Genomic DNA, 14,820 nt, shown 5'->3' with positions numbered 1-14,820 from the left:
CCCGCAAATACTAACTATTTTGTAGCCTCTTAAGTTCCGCTCATAGCGGAATGTAAGACTTATTTTTTCTTGTAAAACTGGAAACAAGCTAATTCAAACGGCAATGGAACTGAATAAATACAGTAAAACGATCACGCAGGACCCTACGCAGCCGGCTGCACAGGCCCAGCTGTATGCTATCGGCTTAACAGAAGAGGATCTGAAAAAACCGCAGGTAGGTATTGTAAGCATGGGCTACGACGGTAATAACTGTAATATGCACCTGAACGACCTGGCAAAAGAGGTAAAGCAGGGTGTATGGGCACAGGACCTGGTAGGGCTCATCTTTAATACCATAGGCGTAAGCGATGGTATCAGCAATGGTACGCCGGGCATGCGCTACTCTCTGGTAAGCCGCGATCTGATTGCCGACTCCATTGAAACCGTTTGCGGAGCGCAATATTACGATGCGCTCATTGCCGTGCCGGGCTGCGATAAGAACATGCCTGGCTCACTGATGGCTATGGGCCGCCTGAACCGCCCGGCCATTATGGTGTACGGCGGCACTATTGCCCCCGGCAAATACAAAGGCCAGGACCTGAACATTATCTCTGCATTTGAGGCCCTGGGACAAAAAATAGCCGGCCAGCTGAATGAAGCCGACTTTAAAGGCATTGTGCAAAACGCCTGCCCCGGCGCCGGCGCCTGTGGCGGTATGTATACGGCCAATACCATTTCCAGCGCAGCAGAAGCGCTGGGTATGAGCCTGCCTTACAGCTCCTCCAATCCTGCGCTCAGCAAAGAAAAGCATGACGAATGCCTGGCTGCGGGCAAGTATATACGCCTGCTGCTGGAAAAAGATATTAAGCCCCGCGACATTATGACGCGCGAAGCTTTTGAAAACGCCATTACCGTGGTAATAGCGCTGGGCGGCAGCACCAACGCCGTACTGCACCTGATTGCCATAGCCCGTTCCGTAGGTATTACCCTTACCCTGCAGGATTTCCAGGCCATCAGCGATAAAACGCCGCTGATAGCCGACCTGAAACCCAGCGGCAAGTACCTGATGGAAGACCTGCACAACATCGGCGGTGTGCCCCTGGTTATGAAATACCTGTTAAAGCAGGGCCTTATGCACGGGCATTGCCTTACCGTAACCGGTAAAACCCTGGCAGAGAACCTGGAAAGCGTACCCGATATTGATTTTGAAAGCCAGCACATTATTTTCCCGCTGGATAAGCCGCTGAAAACCAGCGGTCACCTGCAAATGCTGTACGGCAACCTGGCCGAGCAAGGCTCCGTAGCAAAAATTACCGGTAAGGAAGGCGAGCGTTTCCGGGGCCCGGCTCGTGTGTTTGATGGTGAGTTTGAGCTGATAGCCGGCATCCAGAACGGCCGCGTGAAATCCGGCGATGTGGTGGTGATACGCCAGGTAGGCCCCAAGGGCGCACCCGGTATGCCCGAAATGCTGAAGCCTACCTCCGCCATTATGGGCGTAGGCCTGGGCAAAAGCGTGGCGCTGATCACAGATGGCCGCTTTTCCGGCGGCACCCACGGCTTTGTGGTGGGGCACATAACGCCCGAAGCCTTTGAAGGCGGCGCCATAGCCCTGGTAAAAGACGATGATATAATAGAAATAGATGCCGTTAACAACAAGATAAATCTTGAGGTAAGCAACGAAGAGCTGGCAGCCCGCAGGGCGCAATGGAAACAGCCCGCGTTGAAAGCCACTAACGGCGTATTGTTTAAATATGCAAAACTTGTAAAAAATGCAACAGAAGGATGTGTTACCGATGAAGGCTGAGGTGTCCGGTAAACGGGCCGAAGCCGCACCAGCAACTGCACTGAACATTACCGGTGCGGAAGCGGTGATCCGCTCCCTTATTGCAGAAGGAGTGGAAACCATTTTCGGTTATCCTGGAGGTGCTATCATGCCTATCTATGATGCGCTGTACGATTTCCAGGACCAGGTACATCATATACTGGTCCGGCACGAACAGGGCGCTACCCATGCCGCACAGGGGTATGCCCGTACATCAGGTAAAGTAGGTGTGGTGTTTGCCACTTCAGGACCAGGCGCTACCAACCTGGTCACCGGCCTGGCTGATGCTCATATGGACTCTACACCCATGGTATGCATTACCGGGCAGGTAGGCGCATCCCTGCTGGGTACCGATGCTTTCCAGGAAACCGATGTAATAGGTATTACCATGCCTATTACTAAATGGAACATCCAGGTAACACGCCCGGAAGATATTCCCGGCGCCATTGCAAAAGCATTTTACATAGCCCGTAACGGCCGTCCCGGCCCGGTGCTGGTAGATATTACCAAGAATGCGCAGTTTGCGAAGCTGGACTTTGAGTATAAGAAATGTGAGTACATCCGCAGCTACCGCCCGGTGCCCGAGCTGAATATAGACCAGGTGAATGCCGCCGCTGCACTCATTAACAGCGCCAAACGCCCCTACATCTTATGCGGGCACGGCGTATTGATCTCCGGCGCAGAAAAAGAGCTGCTGGCCATGGCGGAAAAAGCGCAGATACCCATTGCTTCTACCTTGCTGGGCCTTTCTGCCGTACCGGTAACCCACCCGCTGTACGTAGGTTACCTGGGCATGCACGGCAACTATGGCCCCAACATCAATACCAATGAGTGCGATGTGCTCATAGCAGTAGGTATGCGCTTCGACGACCGTATTACCGGCGATGTAAACACTTACGCCCGCCAGGCCAAAGTGGTGCATATAGAAATTGACGCGGCAGAGATCAACAAGATCATTAAGGCCGATGTGGCCGTGCATGCAGATGCAAAGGCCGCATTAACCGCCCTGCTGCCCAAGCTGAATGCGCAAAAGCATGATGAATGGCTGCAAAGCTTCCGCGAAGCGGATAAGAAAGAAGCTGAAAAAGTAACCAACCGCGAGCTGTACCCAACAGAAGGGCAGCTGAAAATGGCGGAAGTAATACGCCTTATATCTGAAAAAACCGGCGGCCATGCCGTACTGGTAACAGATGTAGGCCAGCACCAGATGATAGCCTCCCGCTATTACGGCTTCCAGGATCCAAACACCAACATCACCTCCGGTGGTATGGGCACCATGGGCTTTGCCCTGCCGGCCGCCATGGGCGCCAAAATGGGTACGCCTGAAAAAGAGGTGGTAGCCATTATAGGCGACGGCTGTTTCCAGATGACCTTACAGGAGCTGGGCACCATTTACCAGTCAGAAATAGGTGTAAAGATCGTGATCCTGAATAACAACTTCCTGGGCATGGTACGCCAGTGGCAGCAGCTGTTCTTTGACAAACGCTACTCCTCTACGGAAATGATCAACCCTGATTTTGTGCAGATAGCCAAAGGGTTTTATGTGCCGGGCAGGAAGGTGACCGAACGTGCAGACATTAGCGCCGCCATTGACGAAATGCTGAACCACAAAGGTGCATACCTGCTGGAAGTGGTGGTGGAAAAGGAAGACAACGTATTCCCCATGGTACCATCCGGCGCACCTATCTCAGATATTCGCCTGGAGTAGTTCCGCCATTCACCGCAGTTTTCACCTTTTACCATTGACGATCATGCAAAAAGAATATACAGTAACGGTATATACGGAAGACCGCATCGGTATCACCAACCGTATCACCGTTATCTTTACCCGCCGGGGCATCAACATTACCAGCCTTACAACAGCTGAAACAGAAATTCCCGGCGTATACAAGTTCATCATCACCGTACTGTCTGAACGCGAAAAGCTGGATAAAGTAGTAGGGCAGATAGAAAAGCTCATAGAAATACACCGCGCCTTTGTACATGAAGAAGATGAAGTGGTGTACCAGGAGCTGGCTTTGTATAAAATATCCACCAAATCACTGCACAATGGCAACATTGAGCAGCTGATACGGGATAACAATGCCCGCATTCTTACCATTACGGCCGATTATTTTGTAATAGAAAAAACCGGTCACCAGCAGGAGCTGACGGATATGCTGAAAAAGCTGGAGCCCTATGGGCTGATCGAATATTCCAAAAGCGGCCGCGTAGCCATTGTAAAATGGAGCCGCCGTTTTCACGATCACCTGAAAGAGCTGTCGCGCCAGGACGCAGATAACTTTAAAGCGACCAGCTATTAGTTTTAGCCTTTAGCAAAACACAATCACTAACAGCTAACAGCCCACCGCTAATAGCTGCATTAAGAATAACACATCATAAAAACTAAACTCAAACAATGGCAACCATCAATTTTGGCGGGGTACTGGAAGACGTAGTAACCAGAGAAGAATTCCCCATGGAAAAAGCGAGAGAAGTACTGAAAAACGAAACAATCGCTATCATCGGTTACGGCGTACAGGGCCCCGGCCAGGCATTGAACCTGAAAGACAATGGCTTTAATGTAATCATTGGCCAGCGTAAAGACTCAAAAACCTGGGATAAAGCCGTTGCAGATGGCTGGGTACCCGGCAAAACGCTGTTCGAAATAGAAGAAGCCGCACAAAAAGGCACTATCATCCAGTTCCTGCTGTCTGATGCCGGCCAGATTACCCTGTGGCCTACATTAAAGCAATATCTCACGCCTGGTAAAGCATTGTATTTTTCACATGGCTTTGGTATCACCTATAAAGATCAAACAGGCATTATCCCGCCCGCTGATGTTGATGTAATACTGGTAGCACCCAAAGGTTCCGGTACCTCTTTGCGCAGGCTGTTCCTGGCAGGCCAGGGGCTGAACTCCAGCTTCGCCATCTTCCAGGATGCCACCGGCAAAGCCCGCGACCGTGTTATTGCGCTGGGTATAGGCGTAGGCTCGGGCTACCTGTTTGAAACCGATTTTAAGAAAGAAGTGTTCTCCGATCTTACCGGCGAACGTGGTACGCTCATGGGTTGCATCCAGGGTATTTTTGCCGCACAGTACGAAGTGCTGCGTAAAAACGGCCACTCTCCTTCAGAAGCTTTTAACGAAACCGTTGAAGAGCTGACCCAGTCCCTGATGCCGCTGGTAGCAGAAAATGGTATGGACTGGATGTACGCCAACTGCTCTACCACTGCACAACGTGGTGCGCTTGACTGGTGGAAGAAGTTTAAAGCAGCTACCCAACCCGTGTTTGAAGAGCTGTACGCCAGTGTTGCTGCCGGTAAGGAAGCAGCCCGCTCTATCGCCTCCAACAGCACGCCGGATTACCGCGAAAAGCTGAATGAAGAGCTGAAAGAGCTGCGTGAAAGTGAAATGTGGCAGGCAGGTGCAGCCGTACGTAAGCTGCGCCCGAACGCATAACTCAATTACGAATTTGATAATTACGAATTACGAATTGAATGCAGCGGTTTAGTGAGGCGGTTTGAAATGCGTGTTAATGGTCCGCGCTAATCCAATTCGTAATTCGTAATTCAATAATTCGTAATGCTTAAAGATTTCTCAGTGTTAGTTAGTGTCCAACCGTTAAATATAAAGCAGGCGGCCGAGCGTTTGAAACCTGTGGTGAACCGCACGCCGCTTACCTATAGCGCCACCCTTTCCCGCCGGTATAGCTGTGATGTGTACCTGAAGCGGGAAGATATGCAGATTGTGCGCTCCTACAAGCTGCGCGGCGCTTATAACCTCATCAGCAGCCTGCAGCCCGGGCAGCTGGCCAACGGCGTTACCTGCGCCAGCGCCGGCAATCATGCGCAGGGCTTTGCTTACTCCTGCAAATTGCTGGGCATACAGGGCGTGGTATTTATGCCCATCATTACTCCCAAGCAAAAGGTAAACCAGGTGAAAATGTTTGGCGGCAATAACATCCGCATTCAGCTGGTAGGCGATACTTTTGACGATTGCGCCTTTGAAGCGCAGGCTTTCACCAAACTGCACGGCATGACGTTCATACCCCCGTTTGATGATCCGCTGATCATTGAAGGGCAGGGCACTGTTGCCGTGGAAATACTGGAAGACCAGCCGCAGGTTGATTACCTGTTTGTACCGGTTGGCGGCGGCGGCCTGGCAGCCGGCGTAGGCACCTGGTTTAAAACGTACAGCCCCGGTACCATCATTGTAGGCATTGAACCCCAGGGCGCTCCCTCCATGCTGCGCGCGCTGGAAAACGGCGCACCTGTAACCCTTACCGAAATTAACCGCTTTGTAGACGGCGCTGCTGTTAAAAGAGTGGGTAACCTGCCGTTTGAGATCTGTAAAGAGGTGATAGATAAAATGCACCTGGTGCCCGAAGGCAAGGTATGCTCCACTATCTTACAGCTGTACAATGAGGACGCCATCGTGGTAGAACCGGCCGGCGCCTTATCCATGGCTGTGCTGGACGATTTTGCCGCTGAAATAAAAGGCAAACGCGTAGTTTGCATTGTAAGCGGCAGCAATAATGATATAGACCGTATGCAGGAAATAAAGGAACGTTCCCTGTTATACGAAGGGCTTAAACATTACTTCATTGTAAGCTTTGCGCAAAGGCCCGGCGCGCTCAGGGATTTTGTAAATAACATCCTGGGCCCCAACGACGATATTACCCGCTTTGAATACATTCAGAAACATAACAAGGAAACCGGCCCGGCGCTGGTAGGCATAGAGCTGAAGAACCGGGAGGATTATGATACGCTGATTGCCAACTTCGGCAAATACAACCTGCACTACACCGCGCTGAACGAAGATGATAACCTGTTCGGCTACCTGGTGTGATATACAATAAGTGTTAAAATATCCGCGTTCACAATAGCAGTTGCATACATCTTGTATCTTCGCAAATGTAAGCAGCGCCGGTACGGCGCATGCAATAACATGGCAGAATAATTGAGGCATACGTTACAAGTTAACGCTACCGCTTTAACTGTTTTGCGTCCGGCATTCAGCATAAAACTTAAATATTATGCAAGCAGCTACATTACCACAGTTTGGCGACGCCAATGCTTTTGAAATGACGGAGATCCCAATGCCACGGCCGGCTGCAGGCCAGCTGCTGGTAAGGGTAAAAGCCGCCGGTATTAACCCGGTTGATTATAAAACACGGTCCGGCAAAGGACAGGCCCAACGCTTTACCCTGCCTGCCATACTGGGCTGGGACATTGCCGGCCAAATCGTGGATGCCGGCGTGGGCGCGCATAAGTTCATCCCCGGCGACCGCGTTTTTGGCCTTAGCCGTTTTCCTGAACCGGCCAACGCCTATGCACAATTTGCCGTGGTACAGGAGCAGGAGTTTGCCCGCATACCTGATAATATTTCCGATAATGTGGCCGGCGGCACCCCGCTGGCGGCCCTTACGGCCTGGGAAGCGCTGTACGATCATGCGCAGCTGCAAACCGGGCAGCGCATCCTTATCCATGCCGCAGCAGGCGGGGTAGGGCATATAGCCGTACAGCTTGCGCATAATACAGGCGCTTATGTTATTGGCACTGCATCTGCACAAAACCATGCTTACCTCCGTGAGCTGGGTGTGGATGAATGTATTGATTACCACAATGTGCAATTTGAAAAGGAAACAGCGCCCGTAGATGTTGTGCTGGACGCTATGGGCGGCGATACCGCCCTGCGCTCCCTGGATATTATTAAGCCAGGCGGCATCATGGTATCTCTTCCATCGATGTTTAAAGATGATCCGCAGCTGCTGGCTAAAGCAAGGGAAAAAGGCGTGCGCGTGCAGTGGATGTTTGTGCGGCCCAGCGGCGAACGTATGGAGCACATAGCAAACCTTATGGCCAGCGGCAAGCTGCAGGTAAAGGTGGATGCTGCTTACCCGCTCCGGGAAGTAGCCAAAGCACACCAGGCGCTGGAATCCCACCATATTCATGGCAAGGTGGTGCTGATACCGTAAATTTATGGCTCATCCGCATATTGTATGCTAAGCTTCTGGGAGCAGCAAAGCCTGTTGCACTATCATTATATTATACTGGGCAGCGGTATAGTAGGGCTTTCAACAGCCGTCAGCATTAAAGAGCAGGAGCCGCAGGCCCGTGTGCTGGTGCTGGAAAGAGGTTTGCTGCCCACGGGCGCCAGCACTAAAAATGCCGGCTTTGCCTGCATTGGCAGCCTTACAGAAATACTGGCCGACCTGAAAACACTTTCACCCGCACAGGTAACTGAGCTGGTAGCCATGCGCCGTAAGGGACTGCGGCTGCTGCGCAGCCGCCTGGGCGATAATGCTATTCATTACCGCGAAAACGGCAGCTATGAGCTGATCGGCGAAAAGGAGCTGCCCGCCCTGCAGCAGCTGGATGCTGCAAATGCCCTGCTGCAGCCCGTTTTAGGCGGCAATGCCTTTACCCTGGTAAATGAAAAAATAAAAGCGTTTGGTTTTAACGCCCAATACACCCATGCCCTGGTGCAAAATAATTATGAAGGAGAGCTGCACACCGGCCATATGATGCGCGCGCTGATAGACCTGGCCATTGCCCGCGGCGTGGAAATTAAAACCGGCTGCATCGCTACCCGCATTGAAGAAACACCTACAGGCGTGCACGTTATTACACAGCAAACTTCTGCCGGGGAAGAAATTGTATTTCATGCCGGCAGGCTTGCCATTTGCACCAACGCCTTTACCCAAACGCTGCTGCCCCGGCTGAACCTGCAGCCCGGCAGGGGCCAGGTGCTTATTACCGATCCTGTTCCGGGACTGCCGTTCAAGGGTGTTTTTCATATGGATGAGGGATATTTTTATTTCCGTGAGCTGGAAGGCCGCGTGTTGTTTGGCGGCGGCCGCAATCTCGACTTTACCGGGGAAACCACAACAGCTTTTGAGCTGAACCAGCGCATACAACAGGTGCTGGAAGAAAAGCTCCGCACACATATACTACCCGGTTACACCTTTACCATTGCCACCCGCTGGACCGGCATCATGGCTTTTGGCGCCAGCAAACAGCCGCTGCTGAAGCCTTTTAGCCCTCGCATTTTCCTGGGTGTACGCATGGGCGGTATGGGGGTAGCCATTGGCAGTGAAACCGGGCGGCAGCTGGCCGCACTGGTGCTGGACAAGGCGGAATAGCCTATTCAAATTTTCTCATTTTCTTCATCAATATTCTCATATGCCGCGAAATAGGCCGTGTTTGCTGCTGTAGTCCATCCAACAAATTTTTGCTTTCCAAAATAACTTGCTATATTCATCCGCTTTTTACCAACACCAACCCGGTAAACGGATAAAAATTTATTCTCTTACCACGTTAATTCAATTATGCAAAAGAGTTTACAGTTCCTTGATTACGCAGTGTTCCTCGTGTATTTCTTTATCGTAGCCGGTTATGGATATTATATTTACAGGAAGAAAAAGAAGGCCGTTGCAGATACGAAAGACTTTTTCCTGGCAGAAGGCTCATTAACCTGGTGGGCTATTGGCGCTTCGCTGATTGCCTCCAATATTTCCGCAGAGCAGTTCATTGGTATGTCCGGTTCCGGCTTTGCCATGGGCCTGGCAATATCTACCTATGAGTGGATGGCCGCTGCCACGCTGATCATCGTAGCCATATTTTTTATACCGGTGTATCTCAAGAACAAGATCTACACCATGCCGCAATTCCTTTCCCAGCGGTATGACGACCGGGTAGCTACGGTAATGGCTGTATTCTGGCTGCTGTTGTACATATTTGTGAACCTTACCTCTATCCTGTACCTGGGTGCGCTGGCAGTACAAACCATTTCCGGTTTCAGCTTCACCACCTGCGTGCTGGGCCTTGCTATTTTTGCGGTGTTCATTACACTGGGCGGTATGAAGGTGATCGGTTATACCGATGTGATACAGGTGTTCTTCCTTATACTGGGTGGCCTGGCCACTACATACCTGGCCCTGAACCTGGTGGCCAATCACTTCGGCGGCAATGGAGTAATGGCGGGCGTAGGCATGCTGCGCAAGCTGGCGCCGGAGCACTTTCACATGATCTTTGACAAATCCAATCCCCACTATAACGATCTTCCCGGTTTAACGGTTTTGATAGGAGGTATGTGGATCGTGAACCTGAACTACTGGGGCTGTAACCAGTACATCACCCAACGCGCCCTGGGCGCTGATCTTAAAACAGCCCGCGGCGGTATTCTGTTTGCCGCCTTCCTGAAGCTGCTGATGCCCGTAATCGTAGTATTGCCTGGTATTGCAGCCTATGTGCTGTTTAAGAACGGCGTGTTCCATGCTGAAATGACCGATGCTGCCGGCACTATTAAACCGGACCATGCTTATCCCGTGCTGCTGAACTTATTGCCGGTGGGCCTGAAAGGATTGTCTTTTGCAGCATTAACAGCAGCTATTGTGGCTTCCCTGGCAGGTAAGGCCAATAGTATCAGCACCATATTTACCCTGGATATTTACCGGCATTATTTTAAGAAAGGAGCAAGCGAGCAGCAGCTGGTGACTGTTGGGCGTATAGCCATTATCGTGTCATGCATCATTGCAGTGGTGGTAGCGCCCCAGCTTAGCAACCTGGATCAGGGCTTCCAGTACATACAGGAATACACCGGCTTTATCTCACCGGGCGTATTTGCCATTTTCATACTGGGCTTTTTCTGGAAACGTACTACATCCGCCGCGGCATTAACCGGCGCGTTGTTATCCATACCATTGTCTACCATCATTAAATTTACCATGCCGGAAATGCCTTTCCTGGATCGCATGGGCTGGATATTTGTAGTAATCATTATTATTATGGTTATCATTACCCTGCTGGATCCTAAGAGTAAGAACAATCCCAAAGGCCTGGAGGTAGATAGTTCCATGTTTAAACCATCCGGTGTATTTGCCGCAGGCGCCATACTGGTATGCGGTATACTGGCTGCGTTATATACGGTATTCTGGTAGCAGGAAAATGTAAAATTCTAAATGTAAAATGTATATGTAAAAGTAAAATTCAACCAGCCTGGCACTGTACCGGTTTTGTTGCATTTTACTTTTACATTTTACATTCTTCCCGGTCGGCTCTTTACTTCTGACCTCAAAATCCTCAGTTATGTACTTGATCGGTTATGATATAGGCTCCTCTTCTGTTAAAGCCGCGCTGCTGGATGCAGATACCGGCGTTTGTGTAGCCACTGCCACCAGTCCTGCACAGGAAATGCCCATGCAGGCGCCGCAGGCCGGATGGGCAGAGCAGGACCCTGAACGCTGGTGGCAGGAAGTGCAGCATGCTACCCGTTTACTGCATCAGCAGCAGCCTTTTGACGGCCATACTGTAGCAGGCATTGGTATTGCTTACCAGATGCATGGTTTGGTATGTGTAGATAAAGATGAGCAGGTGCTGCGCCCTTCTATTATCTGGTGCGACAGCCGCGCTGTAAGCATCGGTAACAAAGCTTTTGCACAGCTGGGACAGGAGTACTGCCTGGAGCACCTGCTTAACTCACCGGGTAACTTTACCGCCTCCAAGCTGCGCTGGGTGCAGGAAAACGAGCCGGCCTTATATGAGCGCATAGATAAGATTATGTTGCCTGGCGATTTTATAGCCATGCGTCTTACCGGCGAAGCATGCACCACCGTATCGGGCCTGTCCGAAGGTATTTTCTGGGATTTTGCCGCAGGCAGCGTATCGCAGCCGTTGCTGGACTTTTATAAAATAGATCGTTCGCTGCTGTCAACCATAGTGCCCACCTTTGGGATACAGGGCCGGTTAACAGAGGCCGCGGCCAGGCTGCTGGGCCTTGCGCCTGGCATACCGGTTACCTACCGCGCCGGCGACCAGCCTAATAACGCATTTTCACTGAATGTGCTGCAGCCTGGTGAAGCCGCTACCACGGCAGGTACCTCCGGTGTGGTATATGCCGTGCACGACCAGATTGCTTTTGATGAAGAAAGCCGTGTGAACACCTTTGTGCATGTGAACAATGAAACAGGAACGGGCATACGTAATGGTGTGCTCATGTGCCTGAACGGCACAGGTATTTTAAACAGCTGGCTCAGAAGCATGACCGGCTCCCTGCCTTATGCCGAGATGAATACGCTGGCCGCAAAGGCGCCTGCGGGTTCTGCGGGGCTGCGCATCTATCCGTTCGGGAACGGGGCGGAACGTATACTGGCTAATAAAGACGGTGGCGCATCTATACAAAACCTGCAGTTTAACATACATCAAAAAGAACATCTGCTGCGCGCAGCGCAGGAAGGAATTGTATTTGCCCTGCGCTATGGTGTGGATATTATGACGCAGATGCAGATGAATATTCAACGCGTTCGGGCAGGCCATGCCAATATGTTCCTGAGTCCCTTGTTCCGGCAGGTGTTTGCCAATACATTGAATGTAGTAATAGAATTATATAATACAGATGGCGCCCAGGGCGCGGCCCGTGCAGCAGGCGTAGGCGCCGGTTGTTACGGCGTAGCAGATGCCTTTAAAGGCATGGAATGTATTGCCACCGTAGAACCGGATGCAGGGCAGGCGCAATACCAGGAAATTTATGCAGCATGGCTGGAAGGAATGCAGTAACTTAAAGGATGCCTTACCGGAATAACCCACTTTTATATACAGCCCGGCCCTGGCCACATTGGCAGGGTACACCGGTAGATAAGCGTGGTAGGTTCATGAACCTGGAACATCCCTACATCACCAGCTTTTGGGAGGTGCTCAGGTGGAAGCTGCAAAAAAATCCCTTTCAGCAGGAAAAGAAAATTCCCTATACGCCGCACATCAGCAATGATATTTCGTGGCTGCAGAACAACCGCAACTGCATTGTATGGCTGGGCCACTGCACCTTTTACATTCGCCTGCAGCAAACGGTTTTTCTTACAGACCCGGTTTTTGGCGATATTCCTTTATTTAAGCGCAGGTCGCCGCTTCCACTGGATCCCAACCTGCTTAAAGATGTTCACTACCTGCTGCTTTCACACGATCACCGTGACCATTGCGATAAGCCTAGTATTAAAACAGTAGCGGCCAATAACCCGCAAATGCAGGTGCTTTGCGGCCTGGGTATGGATGGGCTGTTAAAAAAATGGCATCCAAACATACCGGTACAAACAGCAGGCTGGTACCAGCAATATAAAACCAGCGAGCAAGAGCTGGCCGTATTTTTTGTGCCGGAGCGGCACTGGGCCAAGCGTGGCCTGGGCGGCACCAATAAACATTTATGGGGCGGCTTTATGATCCGTAACGGGCATACCGGCATTTACTTTGGCGGCGACAGCGGCTACAACGGCCACTATCAGCAAACCGCACAGGTATTGGGCAAGCCGGATTATGCGCTGCTGGGCATTGGCGCTTATGAACCGCAATGGTTCATGCATACGTTCCATCAGTCGCCGGCCAATGCAGTGCAGGCGTTTAAAGACCTGCAGGCAACCCATCTTATTCCTATGCATTACGGCACCTTTGATCTTGCAGATGAGCCGCTCTCTTACCCGCTGCAGTACCTGCAGCAGGCCACAGCAGCCGGCGGGTTGGCCAATGCGCTGCTAACACCTGCCATCGGCCAGGCCATTTACTTATGACAATACTACCCTGGCGGTTACCAGCAGCTGTCCCGTATGGCGCATGGTGTGTTCCGCCGCATGAAACAACAATCCCATTACAGTGGAGGGCAAATGGCTGCGGCCAACTGTTCTTGCTTCCGTTAATATACGCTCATCCGTATTTTTCAGGATGTTCAGCACATGGGTGATCTGCTGGTCCAGCGCATGCAGCAGGTGCGCAGCCGTTATATTTTCACTGGCAGTGCCTTCTGTTACCAGGTATTGCAGCTGTTGTTTGGAAAGCGTTTGCCCGTTGGCGTAAGTAAGCAGGCGATCCAGCACACCCGCGATATGCTGCAGGTGAAAACCCACAGAAGCCACGCCGGCAGGGCGTGTCCATAACAGCTCAGCAGGGAAGTCATGCAGCAGCGCGTGTAATTCTTCCTGTGCCTGCAACAGCGCATGTGCCACCGGTTGCAATAATGCCGGCACTTCTTCTACCGGGCCGCGTAACCAAACTTCGGGTTGCATTTCGGGCATAAGCAATAATTTTTAAAACAATATATAAAGATATTGCGGCAGGTTGGGTAATTTCGGCTACATTTTGCAGCATATGGCTTTTCGTATTCATACTTTTCAACAGAACGGTTTTAATATCATTGCATTACAGGATATTGAAAATAACACGCAGGTAGAGGTAATACCTGCGCTGGGCGCCATGTTGCACGCATTTACGATTATGCGCAACGGACAGCCCTTAAACATTATTGACAATTATAAGAGCGTGGATGAGCACCAGCAGGAGCTTAACAGCAGCTTTAAGGGCGTAAAGCTGAGCCCTTATGCCTGCCGTATTCCAAACGGGCAGTACCACTGGCAGGATAAGGTATACCAGGTGAGCAGGCTGGCGGCATCCGGCCATGCCGTGCATGGCTTGCTGTATGATGCCGCCTTTGATGTAGTGGAACAATATGCCAATGAGCAGGAAGCAGTGTTGGTGCTGCAGCACTGCTATACCGGCGCAGACGCAGGTTATCCCTTTGCATACGACTGCCGCGTGCGGTATCAGCTGCAGCGTGATAATAATTTGTCATTAAGCACCACATTAGTGAATAAGGCAGGCACGGCCATACCTGTAATGGATGGCTGGCATCCTTATTTTACAACCGGCACGCCGGTAGATGAACTGGAGCTGCAGTTTACATCCCAGCTTATGATAGAATTTAACCAGCTGCTGGTGCCTAACGGTGAGCTGGTGCCCTGTGAAGATTACCTGCAGCCGCGGCTGCTGGAAGATGAGCACCTGGATAATTCCTTCCTGCTGGATTTTACACAAACCGGCCCTTATTGTACCCTGTTTGATCCGCAGCAGCGCATTCAAATTGACCTTTACCCGGATGATAACTACCCGGTGCTGCAGGTATACACACCACCGCACCGCCGCAGTATAGCCATTGAAAATCTCAGCGCCGCGCCCGATGCGTTTAACAATGGTATGGGCCTGCAGCAATTGCATCC

The 14,820-nt window shown here is 51.3% G+C and carries 12 protein-coding genes; 11 read left to right on the top strand and 1 reads right to left on the bottom strand.

Annotated features, from left to right (window positions below; translation table 11 throughout):
* Positions 1-103 precede the first annotated feature (103 nt).
* The 10 genes from ilvD to VFS25_RS10985 all read left to right on the top strand — a co-directional run bounded on the left by ilvD (position 104) and on the right by VFS25_RS10985 (position 13,341).
* The gene (gene ilvD / locus VFS25_RS11030; RefSeq protein ID WP_326462195.1) at positions 104-1,783 is read left to right on the top strand and encodes a dihydroxy-acid dehydratase; all 1,680 of its coding nucleotides are present in this window, start codon (positions 104-106) and stop codon (positions 1,781-1,783) included.
* Positions 1,749-3,509, top strand: coding sequence for a biosynthetic-type acetolactate synthase large subunit (gene ilvB, locus VFS25_RS11025; protein ID WP_326462194.1), 1,761 nt, complete (start codon positions 1,749-1,751; stop codon positions 3,507-3,509). Before ilvD ends, ilvB begins: the two co-directional genes overlap by 35 nt.
* Before the next feature lie 43 nt (positions 3,510-3,552).
* Positions 3,553-4,104, top strand: a complete 552-nt coding sequence (gene ilvN / locus VFS25_RS11020; protein WP_326462193.1) for an acetolactate synthase small subunit — start codon at positions 3,553-3,555, stop codon at positions 4,102-4,104.
* Positions 4,105-4,199: 95 nt separating this feature from the next.
* Positions 4,200-5,243 carry a ketol-acid reductoisomerase gene (gene ilvC, locus VFS25_RS11015; RefSeq protein ID WP_326462192.1) on the top strand — a complete coding sequence of 348 codons (1,044 nt, stop codon included), beginning with the start codon at positions 4,200-4,202 and terminating at the stop codon, positions 5,241-5,243.
* A gap of 123 nt (positions 5,244-5,366) precedes the next feature.
* On the top strand, positions 5,367-6,632 hold the full coding sequence (gene ilvA / locus VFS25_RS11010) for a threonine ammonia-lyase (RefSeq protein WP_414647718.1): 1,266 nt from the start codon (positions 5,367-5,369) through the stop codon (positions 6,630-6,632).
* A 187-nt stretch (positions 6,633-6,819) separates the two neighbouring features.
* The gene (locus VFS25_RS11005; RefSeq protein WP_326462190.1) at positions 6,820-7,761 is read left to right on the top strand and encodes an NADP-dependent oxidoreductase; all 942 of its coding nucleotides are present in this window, start codon (positions 6,820-6,822) and stop codon (positions 7,759-7,761) included.
* A 24-nt stretch (positions 7,762-7,785) separates the two neighbouring features.
* Positions 7,786-8,928: an FAD-dependent oxidoreductase gene (locus VFS25_RS11000; protein ID WP_326462189.1), complete on the top strand. Its 1,143-nt coding sequence runs from the start codon at positions 7,786-7,788 to the stop codon at positions 8,926-8,928.
* 186 nt (positions 8,929-9,114) lie between these two features.
* A complete protein-coding gene (locus tag VFS25_RS10995; protein ID WP_326462188.1) occupies positions 9,115-10,725 on the top strand; it encodes a sodium/sugar symporter in 1,611 nt (536 codons plus the stop codon).
* A 148-nt stretch (positions 10,726-10,873) separates the two neighbouring features.
* Positions 10,874-12,340, top strand: coding sequence for a xylulokinase (locus tag VFS25_RS10990; RefSeq protein WP_326462187.1), 1,467 nt, complete (start codon positions 10,874-10,876; stop codon positions 12,338-12,340).
* A gap of 95 nt (positions 12,341-12,435) precedes the next feature.
* Entirely contained in the window at positions 12,436-13,341 is a 906-nt protein-coding gene (locus tag VFS25_RS10985; RefSeq protein ID WP_326462186.1) for an MBL fold metallo-hydrolase, read from the top strand.
* Here VFS25_RS10985 and VFS25_RS10980 read toward each other — a convergent pair.
* On the bottom strand, positions 13,336-13,842 hold the full coding sequence (locus VFS25_RS10980) for a DinB family protein (RefSeq protein WP_326462185.1): 507 nt from the start codon (positions 13,840-13,842) through the stop codon (positions 13,336-13,338). The two genes, VFS25_RS10985 and VFS25_RS10980, sit on opposite strands and share 6 nt — an antisense overlap.
* 73 nt (positions 13,843-13,915) lie before the next feature.
* Between VFS25_RS10980 and VFS25_RS10975 the strand changes: the two genes are divergently transcribed.
* Positions 13,916-14,820: aldose 1-epimerase (locus tag VFS25_RS10975; RefSeq protein ID WP_326462184.1), on the top strand; the 905-nt coding region annotated here is incomplete at its 3' end.

The sequence above is a fragment of the Chitinophaga sp. genome, from assembly GCF_035761305.1.
Lineage (GTDB): Bacteria > Bacteroidota > Bacteroidia > Chitinophagales > Chitinophagaceae > Chitinophaga.
Note: the sequence above shows the minus strand (reverse complement) of the source record. Positions and strands in the feature narration are given on the sequence as shown.

Bases quoted from the DNA above. Each gene is read 5' to 3' on its own strand.
- VFS25_RS10980 (WP_326462185.1), bottom strand. From the start codon at position 13,842: ATGCCCGAAATGCAACCCGAAGTTTGGTTACGCGGCCCGGTAGAAGAA.
- ilvB (WP_326462194.1), top strand. From the start codon at position 1,749: ATGCAACAGAAGGATGTGTTACCGATGAAGGCTGAGGTGTCCGGTAAA.
- ilvA (WP_414647718.1), top strand. From the start codon at position 5,367: ATGCTTAAAGATTTCTCAGTGTTAGTTAGTGTCCAACCGTTAAATATA.
- VFS25_RS10995 (WP_326462188.1), top strand. From the start codon at position 9,115: ATGCAAAAGAGTTTACAGTTCCTTGATTACGCAGTGTTCCTCGTGTAT.
- VFS25_RS11005 (WP_326462190.1), top strand. From the start codon at position 6,820: ATGCAAGCAGCTACATTACCACAGTTTGGCGACGCCAATGCTTTTGAA.
- ilvD (WP_326462195.1), top strand. From the start codon at position 104: ATGGAACTGAATAAATACAGTAAAACGATCACGCAGGACCCTACGCAG.
- VFS25_RS10990 (WP_326462187.1), top strand. From the start codon at position 10,874: ATGTACTTGATCGGTTATGATATAGGCTCCTCTTCTGTTAAAGCCGCG.
- ilvN (WP_326462193.1), top strand. From the start codon at position 3,553: ATGCAAAAAGAATATACAGTAACGGTATATACGGAAGACCGCATCGGT.
- VFS25_RS11000 (WP_326462189.1), top strand. From the start codon at position 7,786: ATGCTAAGCTTCTGGGAGCAGCAAAGCCTGTTGCACTATCATTATATT.
- VFS25_RS10985 (WP_326462186.1), top strand. From the start codon at position 12,436: ATGAACCTGGAACATCCCTACATCACCAGCTTTTGGGAGGTGCTCAGG.
- ilvC (WP_326462192.1), top strand. From the start codon at position 4,200: ATGGCAACCATCAATTTTGGCGGGGTACTGGAAGACGTAGTAACCAGA.